Origin of the sequence: Tissierella pigra (assembly GCF_018917845.1) — a bacterium.
Taxonomy (GTDB): Bacteria; Bacillota; Clostridia; order Tissierellales; family Tissierellaceae; genus Tissierella; species Tissierella pigra.
On sequence record NZ_JAHLPJ010000002.1, the window covers coordinates 15726 to 37803 of the forward strand.

Consider the following 22078-nt stretch of genomic DNA (forward strand, 5'->3'; position numbering starts at 1 on the left):
TAGAAAATAAAAGCCTTGGCTCACACGGGACACAAGGTCAATCTGCTAATAATATTATATACTACTTTTGCTTAGAAAATCAATTTATTAAGTGAAATTTATAAGCTAGAAAAAAGATTAGTAAAGATTACTATAATTGATGTCCTTAAAAGTATGAATTGTATTATTCCTAGTGAGGGACTAAATAACATTGAAGATATAGTTAATTATTTAATTAATAAAAATATTAAAATTAAAACATTAAATAACTAAGGGATGGTGATTTAATGCAGCTATTTAATAAACTTAATAAACCTATTTTTTTGAAAGAAGACAGTGATACAGAAGAATATATATCAAGGTTAAGGGGATTGCAGGAGAAAGCCACAGGTAATCTAAAGGAAAAAATAGACTTAGAAATTAAACTAGCAACGATAGGACAAGTTGGAGAAGAAAATATTGCTTTTGAGTTAAAAAATAGCGGATTACCTATGTATATTTTGCATGATATACACCTAGAAATAGAAAATTTATCTGCCCAGATTGACTATATTATTGTAACTAGAAAAGTGGTTATTGTTATTGAGTGTAAAAATTTAATTGGTAATATTACGGTGGATAGAGATGGTAATTTTATTAGAGATTATCAGCTAGGTTATAGAAAGATTAGGGAAGGTATTTACTCTCCAATAACTCAGAACTTAAGACATCTAGAAGTATTAAAACAGATAACTAAATCAGTTAAATCAAATATCTTACTTAAACTAATATTTGATAAGTATTTTGATGAAAACTACAAGTCAGTAGTTGTATTAGCTAACCCTAAAACTATATTAAACGATAGGTATGCAAATAAAGATATAAGGGATATGATAATCAGGGCTGATCAACTAAATAAATACATTAAAGATATAAATGAAAAATCAACTAATCCATCATCTAGTGATTCAGATATGGAGAGGATTGCTTCAAGAATATTAAGCTTTCATACTCCCAATAAATCTGACTATACAAAGAAATATGAAGGTCTTCTGAATAATATAGATACTAGTACTGATGTGGAAAGGGTAGTAGAAGATATAAACATCAAAAGTGATGATTTATATGAAAGATTAAAAGCTTTCCGTTTAGAAAAAAGTCGTGAAGAAAGCATAAAAGCATATTATATATTTACTGATGCTCAATTAAAAGATTTAATAGATAAGCTTCCAAAGTCCAAAGAAGAGTTAAAAGCTATATCAGGTTTTGGGGAAGTTAAAGTTGAGAAGTATGGTGATATAATTATAAGTATTATTAATAATCAATAAATTTTTAAGTCAAATAATATTAAACTAGGGAGAGGGTAATAGACATTGGGGAAGGATAAGATTACTTTAATAAGAATATTAGGGATAATAGGAGCTTTGATTTGGGCATTAACCATATTATTAAGAGATGTTGGCATTATAAATAATGGTTTCATAAAATTCTTATTAGGAATAGCCCCTAATTTTGCAGTAGGATTATTAATACCTGCTTTAATAATTATCTGCTATCCAATTATTTTTAAAAGGGAAATTCTATTTAAAGAATTTATTTTAATGCTTGTGGGGAGCTATATATTAATTTTATCATCAGAAATAGTACATGATAGGTTTCTAAACAGTAGTTTTGATATATTGGACATGATTGCTAGTTTAATAGGGTTTGTAATTATAGCATCAGTATATAAATATATAAAAATCTAAATTACTAAAAACATTATAACTTTAATTATATAATTACAATAAATTAAGTAATTGTATAATTAAAAGGGCAAACAATTACAAGTTGGTGAAAGATAATATGGATTTTATAAATGAATTTAATAAAGTAATCCTTGAAGTATCCAATGTATTAGGAAAACCTATTGATAAAGACAAATATGAAATAATAGATAGGGGAAGACCCCATCAAGCTAAAAGCCTACCTAATAAAAAAATGGCTGTATATACATTTTGGTATGAAGGTAGATTTTTAAAGATAGGAAAAGCTGGACCAAATAGTAATGCAAGATTTTTAAGTCAACATTACAATCCTAAATCAGCTAGAAGTACATTAGCAGCTTCAATTCTTATGGATGAAAATATGCAGGATATAGGTATAACTGAAAATAATGTTGGGGACTGGATAAAAAATAATTGCCATAGAATTGATATTTTAATTGATTCAGATTTAGGTGTATTTACCCTGGAACTAATAGAAGCAGCTCTTCATTATAAATACGAGCCAATATATGAAGGCTTTTCTACCCAAAGATAAAATTTAGAAGGTGAGAATATGAGTGTAAAGACAATAAAGATTCATTGGTCTTACCCTATAATATACCAAAATATATTCTATTCAGATGGAATATATGGTAAAGGAATATATTATATATCTAGAAAATTTGGTAACAACGAAACCTTGTTATACATAGGAAAGACAAGCAGTAGTTTTTATAATAGGTTATCTTGTCATAAATATTGGATAGATCAATATAGGGGGAAAGTTTTTATTAGGCTAGGTGAAATAATATCTCCAAAATGCTGTAATGATGGCATAATAACGGATGTTGAAAGTACTTTAATATATGAGATGAAGCCAATTGAAAACACTGATAAGATTAATGGTTATTATTATTCTAATTTGTGTAAAATTATAAACACTGGATATAAAGGGATATTACCAACTATTATTACTATGGAAGACCATTAAAATTTAGCAATAAAATTTTAATTATATAATTATGGGAAATTAACAAATATTATAATTTTAAAATATTGTAATTAATAAATATTTTAATTGGGGGAGGAATTATTTATGCTTGAAAAGTTTAATGTAATACAGCCTAGAGAAATTTCTTTAAAGGACCATCCAGAATTAAATGAGGCCTGGTTACAGGAAGTAATAGCAAATAGACCAGAAATCCTTGGATTAGGAGATCTTATTGTAAAAGATAAAGAAAGAATTCAACCCTCTGGTGGTAGATTAGATTTATTGCTTCAAGATGTAGATTCTTTGAAAAGATATGAAATGGAAATACAACTAGGTAAGACAGATGAATCACATATTATAAGGACTATTGAATACTGGGATATTGAAAGAAAAAGATACCCTCAGTATGAGCATTGTGCTGTTATAGTAGCAGAAGATATAACATCAAGGTTTTTAAATGTGATTAGTCTATTTAATGGTAGTATTCCACTAATAGCATTAAAAGTAACAGCCTATGAATACGAAGGAAAATATTTTGTTACATTTAACAAAATATTAGATGAAGTTCAGTTTGGATTAGTAGAAGAGGATGAAGAAGTAAAAGAAGTTACAGATAGAAATTATTGGATTGAAAGAGGAACCAATAAGACCGTATCCATAGCAGATGAAGGGCTGAAATTAATACAGGAAATCAATCCAAATTACGAACTAAAATATAATAAGTTTTATATAGGTTTAGCTAGACAAGGAATTGCAGATAACTTTGTAATATTTAGGCCACAGAAAAAGATTACAAGAATGGAAATAAGACTACATAAAAGTCAGGACATAGAAGAATTTATTGAATCTAGTGGTATTGACTTATTAGACTATTTTCCAAGAAATAGAACCTACAGAATTAATCTAAAACCAGGGGATATTGAAAAATATAAGGAACCCTTAATAACTTTATTTAAAAAATCTTTAGATATAGATGATGAAGATTAAGTCAGCTTATATAAAATACAAATTTTGATTAGTTTTAAATAAGTATATCTATTAATATTATTATAAATATTAATTATTTATAATTTAAATTTTAAGTAATGTTAATTATAAAAAACCAAAGGTGATGTTAAAATGAAAATTATTTTTTTCGAAACAAGTGAAGGATTAGATAAGAGGGCTGCTAAAGGTGGAATTTATCATATAGAATTATTAAATAATAATACAGGACAAGCAATATCTTTATATATTGGGGAATCAGTATGGGTTATTGAAAGATGCGGTACGCATCTATATAAATTTTTTAATGATCCAAATTATTTAGGATTGACAGAAGATGATTTAATTAATAATAATTTATCTTTGAGATTTAGTATGCTAGAAAAAATAGATAATAAAAAGAGTGTTTTAGGTAAAGGTAGCTATAAAAAAATAGAATTAGAATATATTAAAGATAAAAAACCTTTGACGCAATTAAGGACAAGTGATAGGCAAATTAGGGATATAAATGATAAAGTAAAAAGAGTTCAAGATGAAATGAAAAAACATAAATTTATATAAAATATCCATTACTTTAAATTAAGTAACTTTAATGATATAATTATAATAAATTAATAAATATTATTTTTTTATAATCCAATAATTAAATAATATTGAAATATAAAAATCAATAAATTAAATAAGGAGGGGGATAATATGAGTAAAATAATTGCAATATGTAACCAGAAGGGTGGAGTAGCAAAGACAACAACCACCTATAATATTGCTACTTTAAGTGCTATGAAAGGTTATAAAACACTAATGATTGATTTAGATAGCCAGGGCAGTTTAACTATTTCCACAGGTGCAGAGCCACTTGATTTTGAAATAAATATAGCTACTTTATTTGAAGAAATGATAAATAAGAAAAGTAAAAACATGGATGTAAGAAGTGCTATTTATCCAGTAGAAGGAATTGAAAATCTTTACCTTATACCTTCAATAATAGATTTAGCAACTAAAGAAGCACTTTTAAATACAGTTACAGCTAAAGAATTAACCTTAAAGAGGATATTAGAAAAGGTAGTAGATGATTATGACTATATATTTATAGATTGTTCTCCATCGCTAGGTAATTTAACTATAAATGCCTTATCTGCATCAGATTATCTTATTATACCAACGGAAGCAGATTACTTATCTTACAGAGGATTAGGGGATCTCTTATCTGTAGTAGATGATATTAAGGAACTTATAAATAGTAAGTTAGAGTTTCTAGGAGTAATAATTACAAAATATGAATCAAGACTTAAGGATGCTAATGAAGTTTTAGAACATTTACAAAGCAAGTATGATGTACTTGGAATTGTTAAGAAGAGTGTATCTATTAAGGATGGAATATATGCAGGACTACCTTTAGTAGTAAGTCCTAAAAATGAAATAGCAAAAGAGATAAAAGAAGAATATGAAAAAGTATTTAATTATATAGAAAATTATTAGAAGGAGTGAAATTTAATGAGTAAGTTAGCAGATAGAGAAAACAAAAGAAAAAGTGTTGTAAGTGATATAGTAAGTGTCCAGGCAGAGGAAAAGAAAGAAGATAAAAAAGATATAATTCCAAGAACATTTTATATAGGAACAGACCATGTAAAAGCCCTTGCATTTGAAAAAGCTGAAACAGGAAAAGATCTTTCAGAAATAGTAAGAGAAGCCTTAGATGCTTATTTTGGTGAAAAAATGGAGAAATATAAATAGTTAATGTATATGGATTAAGTTAACCTTAAGTATTTAAAGTCTAAAGGAGTGGTGAAATGAAATACGAAGAAGATTTAAATAAAACGAATTTTGTTATTGATGAAAGAAATTTTATAAATGCCATGACCCTTATAAAAGACATAATAGGTGAAGATTTTAATATTGAATTTAAAAATGATAATGACTTTGTAAGATTTATGAATTCTCCTGGAGATTTTATTGATAATGAAGATATAGTTAATAAAATAAAAGATTTAAAAGAATTACTAAATATTATGGAGGATATTTATCATGTATAAGCAAGATGAAAATAGATTCATAGAATTATTTAGTAAATTAACAGGAGTATCTAAGACTAAACTTACAAATTATTTAAATGAATATAGTATTAACTCTATATTTGAACATCCAACATCCCTTACTACAAATGAAAGTCAGTTAAATAAGATTAAATCTATAAATGAAATGAATAATTTATATAATAACCTTTCACAGCATAAAGACATTTATAAAATAACAAGTCCACAGGATATAGGCAGTTATTTTCAAAATAGATTTAATAATATTATGGATAGAGAATATTTATCAGTTGCCTTTTTAGACACTAAAAATCAAATTATTGAGGCAAAGATAATATTTACAGGAACATTAGCTGCTTCATTAGTCCATCCAAGGGATATTATGAAAGAAGCCTTAATGCTAGATAGTAATAGTATAATAATATCTCACAATCACCCATCAGGGAATTCTTATCCATCAGTTGAAGATAGAAGTATTACATCTAGATTAGTTGAAGCAGGGAGTGCATTAGGGATTAAGGTTCTGGACCATATAATAACAGGAAGGAATAATTATTATTCTTTTAAGGAACATAATGAATCTTCATTGGTAAGTGAATTTGAAACATCATATGGAAGTGTGGTTAAAGAGAAGACAAGCTTGTCAGAGAAGATAGATAGGGCTAAGGAAAAGTCTAAAGAAGTAAATAAAGATAAAAAACAAGAAATAAAATTAGAGGCTGAGAGAAATTAGTAAATTTTATAATTAAATAACTTTGATGTTATATAATTTAATAATTAATTAATTTTGAGGTGAATAATGATTGATAAAGCAGTTACTCATTTTGGAATAACTATGACATTAAGAAAACGTGGTTATAAATTGACTCGTGATAATTATGCTATTATTTCAAACAAGAGTACATTTGGGAAAAATATGATTTATAAGAAGGCATTGGAGAATAATGATGAAAAACTTATTAAATCTTATTCTGAAATTTATGTTGATCAAGAAGGGTTGATTTATAGAGATGATTGGTGTGAAAGACGCTTAGTTGAAGTTATACAAAACTTTGACCTCAATATGAATTTTTTCAAGAGATTAGACCATGTTAAGTTTCAGGATGAAATAGTAAAATTTTTATATCAAACTAAGTTTTTTGAAATTGAAGACTTAAGAGAGTATTCCTGCCCAGGATATTATGTAATGATTCTTGATAAATATTGTCAACTTTATATTGGGACATCGAAAGACATTAAGAAAAGAATTAGACAGCATTGGGGTGGTGCTAAGATGGGGTTTGACAGGTTAATATGTGGACCAATTACTAAGTCGAAGCTATCTATAGATAGCTTTAGAGCATTGGATACAACGAGGATACTTGTTTATCCTACGGATGATATATATAGTAAAGAAGATGAATTTATAAATTGTTTTTCAAATGAATTTGTATGTAACAGAATAGGTGGCGGAATTATGGAATTTGGTGGATTAAGTGTTGCGACAAATGTGAAAACAAGAAACTTAAAATAAGCAAATTTCAAACTAATAGAAGCGAGGTCATGATAATAATATATAGTTAAACTTGTTAAATAATTATTATGGCATTCCCCGTAAAAAAATAGGGGTCAGGCTTTCCGTTTCAATCTTTTTAATAGAAAGGCACTATTAAAAAGGATTTTCACTACAATCCTTAATGCAAAGGCATATAAATAGCACAATCAAATAAAAACCATTTGATAGAGCTATTTATACAAAGAAAAAATAGCCTTAGAAAATAGAAAGAGTATTTTCTAAAGTTATTTAAAAGAATAGAAGATATAAATACAAATAAAGTCAATTATCAAGTATTAAGACGTATATGATTATGACGAAAGGGGATAAGTTATGTCTAAAAACTTAACAAATAATCAAATACTATTAAATGAATTAATAAGGCAAGAATTTGATGAGAATAAGAATTATACAGAAATAGATGATTTTTTTGAGTTGTTCGTAGCAGAACAATATTTAAAAGATTATGATCTAAGTTATGAAGAACTTGAACAAGGCATAAAAGGTAATGGATTAGATGGAGGTTGTGATGGAATATATTTATTTTTAAATGGTATGTTAATTAATGAAGATATAATAGATGATTATAAGTTTCCTAAAGATATAAAATTAGATTTTTTTATTATACAGGCTAAAAATACAACTTCTTTTAATGAAGATGTTATTATGAAATGGAAAACTATATCAGATAATTTATTGCAAATGTCTAATAATATTTCAGAATATAAGGGACGATATAATGAAGATGTTTTAAATTCATTTCAATTATTTCAAGATTTATTTATAAAACTTATTCGGAATAAAATAAAACTTTCTATTAACTATGCATATATTTCTAAAGGCACTGAAATTCATCCAAATGTAAAAGAACAAGCAAATGAATTAAAAAATAAAGTAAAAAGTCTTTTTCCAAATCCAAATGTAACAGTATCAGTTGATTTTATTGGAGCAGATAGACTGATGGAGTTAACAAGTATTTCAAATAATAGAAGTTTTAATTTAAAACTAATGGAGCCACCTATTACAATAGATGCAAGAAAGGACTATGTTGCACTTGTAAACTTGGGGGAATACTTTAGATTTATTACTAATGAAAATAATGAATTAATAAAGCATATTTTTGAATCGAATGTCAGAGATTATCAAGGGAATACGATAGTAAATACTGAAATACAAGATACATTACAAAATACATCTATTGAAGATTTTTGGTGGTTAAATAATGGTATTACAGTATTAGCATCAGAGGCAATATTGGCTACTGGTAAGGAATTAATTATATCAGATCCTGAAATTGTTAACGGCTTACAGACTTCAACAGAGATATTTAATTACTTTTCAAAATTACCAGAAAAAGTAGAGATAGAAAATAGGAGTGTATTAATAAGAGTCATTGTTCCAGAAAACGAAGAATCAAGAGATCGAATTATTTTGGCGACAAATAGTCAAACAACTATTCCAAAATCATCTTTAAGAGCAACAGACCCAATTCACAGGCAAATTGAAATCTTTTTAAAAACAAGAGGGCTATATTACGATAGAAGAAAAAATTATTATAAAAATCATGGGAAAAAGGCAGTTGATATAGTAAGTGTCTCTTTTTTATCACAATGCTTAATGTCAATATTATTACAAAAACCAGATTATGCTAGAGCTAGACCATCAACATTATTAACTAATGATGATTCTTATAATAAGTTATATATAGAAAATGAAAATCTAAAATCTTTTTATAATGCTGCATTTATTGGTAAAAAGGTTGAAAAGTATATTAAAAATCTTGCCGAATATTCTAGGGTAGAAAAAGGAGATATTTTATTCTATGTGATTTATAGTGTAACATCTAGTATAGTGAGAAAGACAATAATAAAACCAAATGACTTAGGTAATATAGATTTAGAAAAAATTAATGACGAGTTAATTCAAGAGAATGTAATTGAAGTATATAGAATGTACCAGGAATTGGGTGGGAATAGTAAGGTTGCCAAGGGTTCAGAATTGTCAACAACTATACAAGAAGCGTTAAATAAATGCTTTAATAGTGAAAAATAATTTGTTAGCCTTTTCCCAAAAAGGCTTCATCTTTATAAAACAAAGATTGTTTAAGCTAATCCCCTAGGGTATAATTTAAGTAAGATATTACAGAATAGCAAGCAGGGTATGTGTTCCCTCAACACATACAATTTTATAAATCACCTCAAGGTAATTTATAAAATTTAGCTTGTTGGGCTTCACCCAAACCCGATTGGGGATATTCCCCAAACCCCTAAAGAAAATTAAGGAACACAATATCACAATCAAATCAAAACCGTATTTGATAAAGTTATTATGATTTTAAAATAACCTTAAAGATAGAAAAAAAGTTACTCAATTTTTCTATTATTTAAAGTTATCTAAAGACAAGGAGTGAAAGATTATGGCTAATAGAGCAAGAAAAAATGAATTAAAAGTCTATCTTTCAGATGAAGAGCAGGAGATAATAAATAAGAAAATTGAAGAAGCAGGAATAAAAAACAAGAGTGCATATGTAAGAAAAATGCTTTGTGATGGCCTAATAATAAATGTAGACTTATCAATAATTAAAAATCATAATAGTCAAATTAGTAAAATTGGAAACAACTTAAACCAGATAACAAAACAACTAAATGGACTTAATTATATTTCCCCAGAAGATGTAAGAAGAATAGAAGAAATGACTAAAGAAATAAAAAAGATGCAAAGAGAAATATTGATGAATTTTCAACGGTTAATATAATTAGATGAATATATGTAGTTTTGTGTGTAACATGAATTCAATCAGATAAATAGGAATTTTCAGGGATAAACATAATAAATTGAAGGTATAGTAAAGTAAATTAATATTTTGAAAAGGAGATAGATTATGACTTACGACATAAAGGAATTGAGTCCGGAATTAACAAAAGATTACCTAGATTTTTTTGATAATCGAGCATTTTCTGACGGCAATCCCAATGGACCGTGTTATTGCACATCACCAAATATGGATAAGGCGACTGAAAGAAAAATGGTGAGTGAGTTCGGGAATGATATCAAAGGAACCATTCGCAGATATGCTGTAGAAATGTTAAACGAAGGCAGAATTCATGGCTATCTAGCTTTTGACGAAGATGTTTCTATTGGTTGGTGCAATGCTGCGGATATGGACAGCTATTCGGCATTTGTACCAGATTTTGCTCGCCAAAATAAATGCGGAAAAACATATTCTGTTGTATGTTTCGAAATAGCTCCAGAATATCGTGGTAAAGGTATTGCAACTGCATTTCTTGAACGTATTTGCATTGATGCAAAAGCACGAGGATATGCAGCAGTTGAGGGATATGCAAAGTTGTACAACGACCATGTGTACTACGATTATAATGGTCCAATCAGACTATATGAAAAAGTAGGATTTACTGAAGTGAAAAGGCAAGATAAACAAGTAATAATGCGTAAAATATTATGAATAGATAGTTTTGATAAAATATGGGACTAGATATTTGTATGGAAACATTAGCAGTATATTTAACCAAACAAATGCCAATTTATCGGGTTTAAAATAAGCATAAAATTATTTTTATCTATGACACAATATTTATAATTTCTGACATTGAAAGGAGCTGAGATAAGTGGCAGTAACAAGATTATCTAAGATAAAATCAAGCACTTCAAGTTCAACTAATAATACTTTAAAAGGTAGACTAGATTATATTATTAATAAGGATAAAACAAATAATGAAGAACTTGTTTCAGCTTTTGAATGTGAAGTAGACACTGCATATTTAGAATTTGCCTTAAATAAAAATCTTTATGAAAATATAACAGGAAATGAAATCAAAAGAAATGGGGATGTTCTAGCTTATCATTTAAGACAGGCATTTAAACCAGGTGAAGTAGAACCAGAATTGGCCCACCAAATAGGAATAAAACTTGCCAAAGAATTTACAAAAGATAACCATCAATTTGTAATAGCCACCCATGTAGATAAAGCCCATATACATAATCATATAATTTTTAATTCTACTAATTTAAATTCAGAGGGCAAGTTTAAAGATGAATGGAGATCTGCAAAGGATGTAAGAAAAATAAGCGATAGATTATGTTTAGAAAATGATCTATCAGTAGTAGAACCTAAAAATGAAAGAGGACAACACTACAAAGAATGGGAAGAAAATCAAAAGGGTAAAAGTTGGAAACAGCAGATAAAAGATATACTGGATGAAGCAATAGAAAAATCTAAGGATTATGATGAATTTTTAATGATAATTAAATCTAAAGGAATAGAAGTAAAGACAGGAAAACATATAGCTTTTAAATTAGAAAACTTAGGCCAACAAAGATTTACAAGGGGCAAGACTTTAGGATCTGATTATACTGAAGAACAACTTAAGCTTAGGATAGAAGAAAGAAATAAAAGCAAATCCAGATTTAGAAGGACAAGCATAATTCCACAGAAAATCAAAGGAAACTTATCAGGTATAAATAAGAAAGTTTACACATTAGAACAACAATTATACTTTAAAGCAAGGAATGAAAAGTATAGGGAAGTAAAAGATTTAGCTGAAACAATCCTACTTCTTAGAAATGAAAAGATAGATAAAAGAAGTGATATTGATTTAAGGATTAAAGAATTAAATATTATGGCTAGTAAGATTAATAAGGATATAAAGGAACTAGAAGATAAGTCCAGATCCTTTAATGAAATTGCCAAATATCTAAGCACCTATAATAAATATAAAGATTTATATCAAAAATATGAAGCTACAGTATTTAATAAAAAGAACTTCTATAGAAAAAATGAAGGAGAAATTCTTTCCTTTGAACATGCAAAATCTCAGCTAGAAAAATTAAATATAGATTTAAATACTGATATAGAAAAGGTATTATCAACTTCAAAGGATTTTAATAATGAAATAGAAAATATAAACAAAGACTTTAAAAATCTTCAAGATAGAGTAAATAAAATAAGAAAGGCAGAGAAGAAGATAGATGATATACTAGGAAATAGGGATAAAATTAAGGAGAAAACTATTAATAAAGATATGGAAAGATAGCAAAGAGAGGATGCATAAATAATTTTGTATACTCCCTTTTTTTAGAATCTAATATAATGGATATTATAGTTGATAGCCATTGAATACAAAATATTAATCAATGGCAGTGAGAATATAAATAATTTTGTGGCATTTCATTTATTTTTGACTTAATTTCATTTGGTTTTAAATCAACAGAACTTTTATCAATTATAGATATTAAATAACGTTTTATATTATTTGGCCATTTTGCGGCTTCATCCAAATATGGTTCATATACTTTTTTAACCTCATCTAATCGTAGTAATTCATAATGTTTTATTAGTTCGTGATTGTCAGTTCTTGAGATGGATTCATTTGTTAAATCATTTACTCTATAATTATACTCTGTTTCATATTTCTTCAGATATTTATAGTGAGATGTCTTAACCATACTTTCACGCACATTTCTCCAATAAATTTTGAATTCAATTGTTTTATTGGGTTTTTTAATAAGATGAGATAATGGATATACTTCTTTTTGATTTACAATATATTGATTATCTTGTCTGAAAAAGAATGTGTTAGGAAAGTTAATGCCATTATCAGTAGTAAAACCAATGCCTAAATGACCATATCCATTGTCAGAACTAATATAATTCCAAAAGATATATTCTACTTTTTCTAGCTTAGATTCATAATCTTTAATTAATGTAGAATTAAACTCTATAATTTGAATTGGGCATAATAATTTATTAACATTAAAATGTTTGATTTTGTCTTGATATACTTGGTCAAAATACTTACTTGAATATATTTTATTAATATCAATGGTCTTGTCCCTTAAGGATTTAAAAATTTGTGATGCATTTACAGTGCCATTGCTATATTTTTCAAATATAGGTATGTCTACAAAATATTGTAAACCTAATAAATGTGGCAAATTTGAGCCCTTAAAGGTAAATTCTATTATATCAGCATTACTCAATGGTATAAGATATTTTGTATTAATTATTTTACAATATTCATCTATTATAGATTGGATGTTTAATGACAATTACATTTCCCCCATATAATAAAATATCCTCTTGGCATTACACCAAAAGGATATTCTAAGATATTTTTAGTTTTTCCTTCAAAAGAAGTAGATACTGTAGGTTCAACATCTAAACCAACACGAAGACCTCCACTTATACTTGGTATCACTCACATAAGCTTCAACAGCCAAAGATTAAAACTAATTCCGAAGAATACAGTTTTAAATTAATTACTAGTTACAATATTATTATATACAAATACAAAGAAAAATACAACATTTTTAAAAAATAAAAATTTAAAATTCAAAGGAGGAAAACAATGAATGAATATCTAATAGATACAAAATATGCTGTAGAAGAATTAATAAGGCTAATTAGAGAGGAAGAAAATCAGATAATAAATCTAAGAGTTAACCTTGAATCGCAAAAGAAAACATATGAAATATTCTATGATGATTTTATGAGAAAAGAGCTAGATTTAGATGAGAATTTTACAGAAGGGCAATATATATCCTCTTTCTATAGACAAGCTAAATTTAAGGAAGAAGTAATTGAACCACTTAGAGTTAAAACAGCATCTCTTGAAAGTTCATTAAATAATAAAAAACATTCCATTGATTTTATTGCTGGTGCAGTGCTACAGATTGCAAAACAGGGGATTAGCATTGTATACAAAGGGTTAGAAAATTGTCCAGATGGAAGAACTATAAAAAATGGAGTAGCTTTAAAAGAAATAATATGGCATGGAAGAAATCAAGCTATGCATTATGAAGAAAAAATAAAAAATAGTAGCACAATATCTTGTTTTAATAAATTAGGATATTCAAGAATCAATGATATTAACTTGGCCAAAGAAATTATTGATTTATTAGGATGGAAGACTTATAGAGATTTCGAAATTGATATGATCTCTTTATTGAAATAAAGGGATATTTTTTATATTCATTGAGTTTCCTAAGACATCTGATAAGATTATATTATAAGAATATATATCCATATAGTATAAACTTAATTTATATTAATATAGTTACTGTACGAAAGGGGAATAGCAATGACTTACCAATCAGAAGCACAACTAGAAAACAAGTTAATAAACTTATTAGTAGATGGTGGATACAAAAGAATATACATAAAAGATGAAGATGATTTAATTAATAATTTTAGAGATCAACTTAATCTGTTTAATATGAAAAACTTAGATAATAATCCATTAACTGATTTAGAATTTGAAAGATTTTTAACTCAGATTAACGGAAAAGGTATATTTGAATCTGCTAAAATATTAAGGATGAAACAAGAATTAACTAGAGATGATGGTAAAAAAGTATTCCTAGAATTAATGAATACTAGAGAATGGTGCAAAAATAACTTTCAAGTTTCTAATCAGACTACCATGGAAGGTAAATACACTAACAGATATGATATAACTCTTTTTATAAATGGACTACCGGTAGTTCAAATAGAACTTAAAAGAAGGGGATTAGACTTTAAAGAAGCCTTCAATCAGATCCAGAGATATAGAAAACATTCATATAAAAGTCTTTATAGATATATACAAATATTTGTAGTTAGTAATGGTGTTGATACAAAATACTTCGCTAATTCTGATGGAGATATTATGTTTAGTCATACTTTTTTCTGGGGTGATAAGGAAAACAATAGAATAACAACACTTTGTGAATTTGGTAAAACCTTTCTGGAAAAATGCCATATATCTAAGATGATATCAAGATACATGGTATTAAATGAGACAGATAAGGCTTTAATGGTGATGAGACCATATCAGGTATATGCAGTGGAGGAATTAGTTAAAAGGGCTTTAGAAACAAAAAATAATGGTTATATATGGCATACTACAGGATCAGGAAAGACTTTAACATCATTTAAAGCAAGTCAGATATTAGCCAATGAACCTGGAATAGAAAAGGTATTTTTCTTAGTAGATAGAAGGGATTTAGATAATCAAACCGAAAAGGAATTTAATAAATTTGAACCAGGGTCAGTAGATACAACAGATAATACAAATAGCTTAATTAGGCAAATAAAAGATTTAAATAGGCCCTTAATTGTAACCACCATACAAAAGATGGCCAATGCAGTAAAGAATCCAAGATACGAAAAGACTATGGAACCATATAAAGATAAAAGAGTTATATTTATAATAGATGAATGTCATAGAACTCAATTTGGTAAGATGCATAGGGATATAAATAGACATTTTCAAAATTCTCAATATTTTGGTTTTACAGGAACACCAAGATTAATTGAAAATAAATCATCTGATGGAAGAACTACAGCAGATATATTTGAAAAATGCTTACATCATTATTTGATAAAAGATGCCATACATGATGGAAATGTATTGGGGTTTTCAGTGGATTATATAAAAACATTTAATGTAGGAATAGATGAAGAGGATTTAACTAAGGTGGAAGGAATAGATACAGATGAAGTATGGAATGATGAAGAAAGGTTAAGACTCGTAGCTAATCATATAATAGAAAATCACAATAGAAAATCTAAATCTAAAGGATATAATGCTTTGTTTGCAGTAGATAGTATTCCTGCATTAATAAAATACTATGATGTCTTTAAATCTATAGACCACGATTTAAATATTACAGGAATATTTACTTATGGAGCCAATGAAGATTTAGAAGAAAAAGGAGAACATTCAAGGGATAGTTTAGAAAGGATTATAAAAGATTATAATGAAATGTTCCATACAAACTATTCAACTGATAAATATGAATCCTTTAGGTCAGATGTAGATAAAAAGGTAAGAACAGCTCAAATAGACATACTACTGGTAGTAAGAATGTTTTTAACAGGATTTGACTCTAAAAAACTTAACACCCTATATGTAGATAAGTTTTTAAAACATCATGATTTGCTTCAGGCTTATTCAAGAACCAATAGGGTAGAAAAAATTACTAAACCATATGGTAATATAGTTTGTTTTAGAAATTTAAAAGATAACACAGATGAATCCATAAAAATATTTTCCAAAACAGATAATGTTGATACTGTATTAGCAGGAACCTTTGAGGAATATTTAGCTTTATTTAAAGCATATGTAAAAAAATTAATAGAAATAGCACCTAAACCTGAAAATGTAGATGGACTTTATAGCGAAGAAGCTCAGATGAAATTTATAATTATATTTAGAGATATGACTAAATGCCTTGTAAAACTAGAAACCTTTGATGAATTTAAGTTTGAAAAAGAAATACTAGGTATATCTGAGCAAGAATATCAAGACTACAAGAGTAAATACCTTATGATAAGTGATAATCATAGGACCAGCTCAGAAAAAGAATCCATATTAGATGATATAGACTTTGCCTTAGAATTAATGCATACAGATAGAATCAATGTAGATTATATTATGAACTTAATTAGAAATATTGATTTAGATAATGAAGATCAAAGAGAAAAGGATATTAAGGAAATAATTGTTGAATTAGATAGGGCAGATAATAAAGAGCTAAGATACAAAGTAGATTTACTTAAAAAGTTCTTGGCTAAAGTAATACCAACATTATCCTCAGAAGATTCAATAGATAATTCTTTCAACGAATTTGAACAAAAGGAAAGAGCGGAGGAAATAAAAGAATTTGCAAATACCTTAAACCTTTCAGATATACAAGTTAGAGAGTTTATAGAGAACTATGAATTTAGTGGAATAGTAGAAGTTGAAAAGATTTCAGAATCACTAAAAGGATATAAGTTCATGGAAAAAAGACGGCTAACGAAAGAAATAGAAAACTTTATTTTAGAAAACTCAAACAAATACTCTTAATATGTTATTATAAATAATAACAGGAAATCCATTGACGACCTGTTATTATTTTGCTATAATGAGTTTGTTATTATAAATAATAGCAAAGGAGGTCTAGCATGAAGATAGCAGATATAGCTAATATATATCAAGGAATCACTCTATCCAGAATTAAAAACCATAAGGGAGAAACAGAAAAATGTTTGATATATTCTTTTGTAGATAGCGAAGAGAATTATATAGATATACCAAAGGATGAAAATCTAAGAGCAGAAATACCCTTTACAAAAGGGGATATTGTTCTTTTAAATTTAACCTCCCATAGGGCATCAATTATACAAGATGGTGAAGAAGGTATGGTTATTCCTTCAACATTTATAGTACTGGAACCACAAAGATATATAAACCCATATTATTTAGAATGGTATTTAAATGATGATAGGGATTTTTATAAAAACTTACAGATTATAAAGCAAGGAAGCATAATCCAAACTATTCCTATTCAATCATTTAGAGAAATAAAAATAAATCTTCCACCAATAAAAGTACAAGAAAAGATAGGGAATGTAAGTAAAATGATTAAACAGAGCAGAAACCTTTTTGAAGAAAAGGAAAAGTTATTAAAAGATATGTTAATATATATAAACCAGGAGGGAATAAGATATGACAAATAACGAGAAACATAGGATACAACAGGAAGAACTTCATAAAAAATTATGGGATATGGCCAATACCTTAAGGGGTCAGATGGATGCCAATGAATTTAAGAACTATATTCTTGGAATTATATTTTATAGATATTTATCAGAGAAAGTAGAGCAAAGGGTAGAAAGTTTATTAGAAGAAGATAATATATCCTATGAAGAAGCATGGAAAGATGAAGAGTATAAGGAAGCCCTTAAAGAAGAAATTATAAAGCAAAGAGGATATTTAATAAAACCAGAATACCTATTTTCAAATATGATAAAGGAAATTAAAAAAGGTGAAAATGGTAAATTTGATACAGAATTACTTACAAAAGCTATCCAAGAAGTAACAGAATCTACATTAGGACAGGAATCCCAAGAGGAATTTGAACATTTATTTGATGATATGGACCTTTCTTCATCAAAATTAGGTAGAGATGTAAAGACAAGATCAAAGCTTATGGCTAAAATATTAGCAAGTGTAAGTGAAATTCCTTTTCTACTAGATGATGTGGAAATAGATCTACTAGGAGATGCCTACGAATATTTAATAGGTCAATTTGCAGCAACAGCAGGTAAAAAGGCTGGAGAATTTTATACACCACAACAAGTAAGTACAATACTTGCTAAAATAGTAGCATCAGATAAAAAAGAACTTAAAAATGTATATGACCCTACTTGTGGTTCAGGTTCACTTTTATTAAGAGTATCAAAAGAAGCTAAAGTAGGTAAATTCTATGGACAAGAACTTAATGCAACAACTTACAATTTGGCTCGAATGAATATGTTATTACATGATGTTCCTTACACTAATTTTGAAATTAGAAATGGAGATACATTAGAAGAGCCAGAACATATGGGTATGGAATTTGATGCAGTAGTCGCAAACCCACCCTATAGTGCTCAGTGGAGTTCGGATAATAGTTTCTTACAAGATGAAAGGTTTAGTGCCTATGGAAGACTTGCACCAAAGTCAAAAGCTGATTATGCCTTTGTGCAACATATGATTCATCATCTTTCTGATAGTGGTACTATGGCAGTAGTACTTCCACATGGAGTATTATTTAGGGGAGCAGCAGAAGAAGTTATAAGAAAGTATTTAATAGAAGAGAAGAACTATTTAGATGCAGTAATAGGGCTACCTGCTAATATATTCTTTGGTACAAGTATACCTACTTGTATATTAGTATTTAAAAAATGTAGAAGAGAAGATGAATCAGTGTTATTTATAGATGCATCCCAGGAATTTGAAAAAGATAGAAATCAAAACAGGCTAAGGGATGAAGATGTAGAAAAGATAATAGATACCTATAATAAAAGAGAAGAAATAGACAAATATTCACATAATGCAACATTAGAAGAGATAAAGGAAAATGGCTACAACTTAAATATTCCAAGATATGTAGATACCTTTGAAGAAGAGGAGCCAATAGATATAGGATTAGTAAAGAGTAGACTTATAGAGATTGATAAAGAAATAGAAGCGATAGATGAAGAACTTAAGAGGTACTATAAGGAATTAGGTATATAGGGGGTATTTGAATGAGTGTATATCAAAGTATTGATAATAAAAAGTTCAAGGAACTTCTTTCACTTATTAATTTATATATAGAAGATGGAACTAATGTTGATATAGAGGAAATAGAAGGTAGGATATATGAAGCATATGAAGATGAAGAAATAACTCCTACACAGTACGATCACTTAATAGGAATGATAGAATGAGGGGGGATATAGATGAAAAAAATACCAGAATTAAGGTTTCCAGAGTTTAGTGGGGAGTGGGAAGATAAGAACCTGGGGGATGTATTAATTGAAAGAAATGTAAAATGTAAAGATGGTGACTATGAGGTAATTTCATCGACTACTAATGGGTTATACTATCAAAAAGATTATTTTAATAGGAATATTGCTAGTGATGACAAAAGTGGATATAAAATATTAGAAAAAGAACAGATAGTTTTTAGCCCACAGAATTTATGGATGGGAAATATTAATTTTAATGATAGTATTGATATTGGAATAGTATCTCCATCATATAAAATATACGATATAAAGAAAAATTATTATCCATACTTTATTAAACATATTATTAAAACACCTTATATGATGTATCAATATTTACAATCATCAGAGCAAGGAGCTAGTGTTGTAAGGAGGAATCTAAATATAGAATTATTTTATTCATGCAAAGTCTCGATCCCTTCGATAGAAGAGCAGAAAAAGTTAGCCAACTTTTTCAATTTAATAGATAAAAAAATAGAAAAACAAGAAGAAAAAATAGCTAGTATAGAAGATTATAAAAGAGGTATGATGCAGAAACTTTTCCCTAAAAAGGGGGAAAATATTCCTGAGTTAAGATTTAAAGGATTCACTGACCCTTGGGAACAGCGTAAGTTGGGAGAAGTAGCAGAAATTACAATGGGACAATCTCCGAAATCCGAAAACTATACAGATAATCCTAATGATCATATTCTTGTCCAAGGTAACGCAGATATGAAAAATGGACGAGTTTTACCTCGTGTATGGACCACACAGGTTACAAAACGAGCTGAAAAAAACGACCTGATTTTGAGTGTCAGAGCACCAGTTGGTGATGTTGGAAAAACAGATTACAACGTAGTTTTAGGGCGTGGAGTTGCTGGAATAAAAGGTAATGAATTTATTTTTCATTTACTAACTAGAATGAAGGAAAATGGATATTGGACAAATTTAAGTACAGGTTCAACATTTGAGTCAATTAATTCAACTGACATCAAAGAAGCTTATATTTTGATTCCAAATAATGAGGAGCAGATTAAAATTGGTGAGTATTTTAACAACTTAGACAACCTTATCACCCTTCATCAGCATAAGTTAGAAGAATTGAAGGAAATTAAAAAAGGATTTATGCAGAAGATGTTTATATAAGAAGTACCTTTAAAGTTATTTGTGATAATATATAAAAGATAAGGGGTGTATATATTGGCTAAATTAATAACAAAACGAGATAGGAATATATTGACTGGAAGTAAGATTATTGAAGACTATCTTGTTTTAAAAAAATTTATTGATAAAACACCAAATTGGGATGACAGAAGATTAAATGAATTAGATAATGAAACTATATTATTTTTTCAAAATATTTATCCAAAAGTTCTTAAACAAGCTACTGAAGAGTGGACTGTTGATATGAATAGTGTAGAGTATTTTGAAGGAAATACTATGCAATGCGAATTATGTAGTCAAAGACCAATTAAAAATATATGTATAATAGAAAATAACTTTACTGGTAAAAAGTTAAAGATAGGAACAGAATGCGTTAAGCACTTTGGAATAAAAAAAGATGTAGAGATTGAAAAATTACTTGAACAAAGCAAGAGGATTAAAAGACTTGAAACATTGAATGATATATATGCAGGAATAGAAAGAGAGATAAATGACTGGGATTATTTCTTAGAAAAACAAACTATCCTTATTAAAAAAGAAGTGTCAAAGAAATATATTTCTGAGGGTGCTAAAGCTAAAAAACTTCTAGAAGAATATCTGGATACTAAAACTTCAGTTAAAAGGCGTAATAAGATAGTTGAAAGCCTAGACACAATTCTTAAAAATAAAAAGGTAGAAATTAAAAAGATAGAGGATTATATTGAAAAAAATAAGGGGAATTTATTAATTCCAAGTAGAGCATTAATTAATAGATTAAAATCATCAAGGGAATGGGAACTTATTGAAATGCTAGAGGAAGACGGATTAATTAGGCATAGAACATTATTTAGAATTAATGATGAGGAACTCTGTAAATCTTTAGTAGGTGCAATTAATAAGGAATTGAAAGGATTTAATTGTTCTGTAGATGGAGTTGGATTTAATAAGGGTCTAGGATATATATACTCATACAAGAAGAAAAATAGGATAAAGTTATTTTGTAACCATAATGAGTTTTGCTTTAACTACTATAACTTTATTACAGGTGATGAAGGTGATAGTGTTGATTTTGTAGGGTTAATAAATATTAGTAAAATTTATGGTGAAAATTCAATCGAGAATGCTCTATATGAATTATTTGATTTAATAAGGAATACAGAGTTTAAGCTAGAAGATGGTATTTATCACGAGTATGATAGTTTTTATGTATATAATAAAGAAACAAAATTTTATTATGAACTAGAAATTAATTCATTAATTAAGGAGTTTACCCAGGATTTATTTATAAACACAGAATCAACTAGAGATAAATTTTATAATTATGTATTAGATTTATGCATGAATCCTATATCGAAGAAAGATTATGATTATATAATAGATACAAGAGATAAAGGAGTTAGTTTTGGATAGAGC

Annotated in this window: 24 protein-coding genes; 22 read left to right on the top strand and 2 right to left on the bottom strand. The window is 27.7% G+C overall.

Translation table 11 applies throughout. The features are described 5' to 3' along the window. Nucleotides 1–266: 266 nt before the first annotated feature. The 15 genes from KQI41_RS18635 (at nt 267) to KQI41_RS18705 (ending at nt 12296) form a co-directional block, all read left to right on the top strand. A complete protein-coding gene (locus tag KQI41_RS18635; RefSeq protein WP_216586018.1) occupies nt 267–1286 on the top strand; it encodes an HRDC domain-containing protein in 1020 nt (339 codons plus the stop codon). Between the two features lie 45 nt (nt 1287–1331). After that, entirely contained in the window at nt 1332–1706 is a 375-nt protein-coding gene (locus KQI41_RS18640; RefSeq protein ID WP_216586019.1) for a hypothetical protein, read from the top strand. A 97-nt stretch (nt 1707–1803) separates the two neighbouring features. Then, nucleotides 1804–2259: a hypothetical protein gene (locus KQI41_RS18645; protein WP_216586020.1), complete on the top strand. Its 456-nt coding sequence runs from the start codon at nt 1804–1806 to the stop codon at nt 2257–2259. 18 nt (nt 2260–2277) lie between these two features. Then, nucleotides 2278–2694, top strand: coding sequence for a hypothetical protein (locus tag KQI41_RS18650; RefSeq protein WP_216586021.1), 417 nt, complete (start codon nt 2278–2280; stop codon nt 2692–2694). A gap of 105 nt (nt 2695–2799) precedes the next feature. Continuing rightward, entirely contained in the window at nt 2800–3681 is an 882-nt protein-coding gene (locus KQI41_RS18655) for a hypothetical protein (protein WP_216586022.1), read from the top strand. 132 nt (nt 3682–3813) lie between these two features. After that, on the top strand, nt 3814–4239 hold the full coding sequence (locus tag KQI41_RS18660; RefSeq protein WP_216586023.1) for a hypothetical protein: 426 nt from the start codon (nt 3814–3816) through the stop codon (nt 4237–4239). Nucleotides 4240–4374: 135 nt separating this feature from the next. After that, complete coding sequence (locus KQI41_RS18665; protein WP_216586024.1) at nt 4375–5157, top strand: ParA family protein; 783 nt, start codon at nt 4375–4377, stop codon at nt 5155–5157. A gap of 15 nt (nt 5158–5172) precedes the next feature. Then, on the top strand, nt 5173–5412 hold the full coding sequence (locus KQI41_RS18670) for a hypothetical protein (RefSeq protein ID WP_154440796.1): 240 nt from the start codon (nt 5173–5175) through the stop codon (nt 5410–5412). Nucleotides 5413–5468: 56 nt separating this feature from the next. Then, nucleotides 5469–5711: a hypothetical protein gene (locus KQI41_RS18675; protein WP_216586025.1), complete on the top strand. Its 243-nt coding sequence runs from the start codon at nt 5469–5471 to the stop codon at nt 5709–5711. Next, nucleotides 5704–6444 (top strand): JAB domain-containing protein, encoded by a 741-nt coding sequence (locus KQI41_RS18680; protein ID WP_216586026.1) that lies wholly within the window; start codon nt 5704–5706, stop codon nt 6442–6444. Before KQI41_RS18675 ends, KQI41_RS18680 begins: the two co-directional genes overlap by 8 nt. Before the next feature lie 66 nt (nt 6445–6510). Then, a complete protein-coding gene (locus tag KQI41_RS18685; RefSeq protein ID WP_216586027.1) occupies nt 6511–7224 on the top strand; it encodes a hypothetical protein in 714 nt (237 codons plus the stop codon). A 354-nt stretch (nt 7225–7578) separates the two neighbouring features. Beyond that, nucleotides 7579–9297 carry an AIPR family protein gene (locus tag KQI41_RS18690; protein WP_216586028.1) on the top strand — a complete coding sequence of 573 codons (1719 nt, stop codon included), beginning with the start codon at nt 7579–7581 and terminating at the stop codon, nt 9295–9297. A gap of 364 nt (nt 9298–9661) precedes the next feature. Then, entirely contained in the window at nt 9662–10000 is a 339-nt protein-coding gene (locus tag KQI41_RS18695; protein ID WP_216586029.1) for a plasmid mobilization protein, read from the top strand. 126 nt (nt 10001–10126) lie between these two features. Further along, nucleotides 10127–10708 carry a GNAT family N-acetyltransferase gene (locus KQI41_RS18700; RefSeq protein ID WP_216586030.1) on the top strand — a complete coding sequence of 194 codons (582 nt, stop codon included), beginning with the start codon at nt 10127–10129 and terminating at the stop codon, nt 10706–10708. A 163-nt stretch (nt 10709–10871) separates the two neighbouring features. After that, complete coding sequence (locus KQI41_RS18705; protein WP_216586031.1) at nt 10872–12296, top strand: relaxase/mobilization nuclease domain-containing protein; 1425 nt, start codon at nt 10872–10874, stop codon at nt 12294–12296. A gap of 97 nt (nt 12297–12393) precedes the next feature. On the opposite strand, the gene KQI41_RS18710 is transcribed toward KQI41_RS18705, so the two are convergent. Further along, on the bottom strand, nt 12394–13311 hold the full coding sequence (locus KQI41_RS18710) for a PBECR4 domain-containing protein (RefSeq protein ID WP_216586032.1): 918 nt from the start codon (nt 13309–13311) through the stop codon (nt 12394–12396). Beyond that, entirely contained in the window at nt 13302–13460 is a 159-nt protein-coding gene (locus tag KQI41_RS18715; RefSeq protein WP_216586033.1) for a hypothetical protein, read from the bottom strand. The genes KQI41_RS18710 and KQI41_RS18715 overlap by 10 nt, the downstream gene beginning before the upstream one ends. Before the next feature lie 150 nt (nt 13461–13610). Between KQI41_RS18715 and KQI41_RS18720 the strand changes: the two genes are divergently transcribed. The 7 genes from KQI41_RS18720 (at nt 13611) to KQI41_RS18750 (ending at nt 22075) form a co-directional block, all read left to right on the top strand. Beyond that, nucleotides 13611–14216: a hypothetical protein gene (locus KQI41_RS18720; RefSeq protein ID WP_216586034.1), complete on the top strand. Its 606-nt coding sequence runs from the start codon at nt 13611–13613 to the stop codon at nt 14214–14216. A 126-nt stretch (nt 14217–14342) separates the two neighbouring features. Continuing rightward, nucleotides 14343–17093, top strand: coding sequence for a type I restriction endonuclease subunit R (locus tag KQI41_RS18725; protein ID WP_216586035.1), 2751 nt, complete (start codon nt 14343–14345; stop codon nt 17091–17093). 98 nt (nt 17094–17191) lie between these two features. Next, entirely contained in the window at nt 17192–17746 is a 555-nt protein-coding gene (locus KQI41_RS18730) for a restriction endonuclease subunit S (protein ID WP_216586036.1), read from the top strand. After that, a complete protein-coding gene (locus KQI41_RS18735) occupies nt 17736–19289 on the top strand; it encodes a type I restriction-modification system subunit M (RefSeq protein ID WP_216586037.1) in 1554 nt (517 codons plus the stop codon). Before KQI41_RS18730 ends, KQI41_RS18735 begins: the two co-directional genes overlap by 11 nt. 11 nt (nt 19290–19300) lie before the next feature. Beyond that, a complete protein-coding gene (locus tag KQI41_RS18740; protein ID WP_216586038.1) occupies nt 19301–19483 on the top strand; it encodes a hypothetical protein in 183 nt (60 codons plus the stop codon). A gap of 12 nt (nt 19484–19495) precedes the next feature. Beyond that, entirely contained in the window at nt 19496–20668 is a 1173-nt protein-coding gene (locus KQI41_RS18745) for a restriction endonuclease subunit S (RefSeq protein WP_216586039.1), read from the top strand. 54 nt (nt 20669–20722) lie between these two features. Next, nucleotides 20723–22075, top strand: coding sequence for a hypothetical protein (locus KQI41_RS18750; protein ID WP_216586040.1), 1353 nt, complete (start codon nt 20723–20725; stop codon nt 22073–22075). Nucleotides 22076–22078 lie beyond the last annotated feature (3 nt).